This is a genomic window from Oleiphilus sp. HI0079 (genome assembly GCF_001635105.1).
The window spans coordinates 1-1139 of record NZ_LWFT01000156.1 but is presented as its reverse complement, the minus strand read 5'-3'; the positions used below and the strand labels follow the sequence as shown (position 1 = coordinate 1139).

Genomic DNA, 1139 nt, shown 5'->3' with positions numbered 1-1139 from the left:
CTTGTTCGTTTATCTTGCGATCATTAAGTGTCTTTATGTCACTTTTATATAAAGTGGCATTAGGACACTTATTTGTCAAGAAAAATGTCTTTATGNCACTAATGCTTTTTACATGCCCTTTGATTTAGACTGTTTAGATCCATTGTTATCTATTGATGTCATTTAAAGATGAGCGAGCGCAATTTCCTCAAAAACTACGATGCGAAAGCGTTTGATGTCACTCTAGTGACTGTCGATAGCGTCTTATTCACCTGCCATGAAGACACTCTAAAGGTGTTACTCGTTGAAAGACCCAACTACCCACAAAAGGGCAAGTGGGGTTTGCCTGGTGGATTTATTGATCAGAAGAAGGACCTCTCGCTTGAAGATGCGGCAATCCGAAAGCTCAAGGAAAAAACATCTGTAGAGCCGCCCTACATTGAGCAACTGTTGAGTGTGGGAGGGGCAAAACGCGACCCGCGGGGTTGGTCAGTTTCTGTTTGTTTTTCTGCGCTCATCGCTCATCAAGCGTGCGAAGCACACATTGATACCGTATCCGATGTACGTTGGACCTCGGTAAAAGAACTCGACACACTCAAGATCGCTTTTGACCATCGATTTATTATCGAAGAAGCATTGCACCGCCTCAGACAAAAGGCGCTCTATTCGATTGTCCCGGCTTACGCTCTGCCAAGCGAATTTACGCTTCCCGAGCTTCAACGCGTTCATGAGATCATTCTAGGCAAAGAGCTTCAGAAAAAATCATTTCGCAGGCGGATTGAAAACGCCAACCTATTAGAAGAAACCGGCAACAAACGTTCGAGCAGTAAGCGGGCAGCTATTTTGTACAAAATGAAAGAAGACACCAAAGGGTTTACCTTTGGGACAAACCTGGAACGATAATCGTCTTTAGGTAGTGAGCGACATGTTCAAACAGCCTTCTCAGAAAAGCAGCAAGATGCACTGGCAAATAACCATACCTATCTTAAGGTCAAGCTTGACCTTTCCCCTTGATTAGTACCACTCCATCAATGAGAAATTCCATATTATGCAACCTTCTTCGCGAAGGCTACCGGTGTTAAATAATTAAGCGAGCTATGTGGCCGTTCATGATTGTAGTGCTGCTGCCACAGATCAATTTCATATCGTGCTTCTTGTAA

General features: G+C 43.7%; 2 protein-coding genes. One reads left to right on the top strand and one right to left on the bottom strand.

Going from position 1 to position 1139, the window contains the following annotated elements:
* Positions 1 to 168 precede the first annotated feature (168 nt).
* Positions 169 to 882, top strand: coding sequence for an NUDIX domain-containing protein (locus tag A3750_RS02320; protein ID WP_068547991.1), 714 nt, complete (start codon positions 169 to 171; stop codon positions 880 to 882).
* 143 nt (positions 883 to 1025) lie between these two features.
* On the opposite strand, the gene A3750_RS02315 is transcribed toward A3750_RS02320, so the two are convergent.
* Positions 1026 to 1139 (bottom strand): integrase core domain-containing protein (locus A3750_RS02315; protein ID WP_156498320.1); only part of this gene is annotated, 114 nt, incomplete at its 5' end.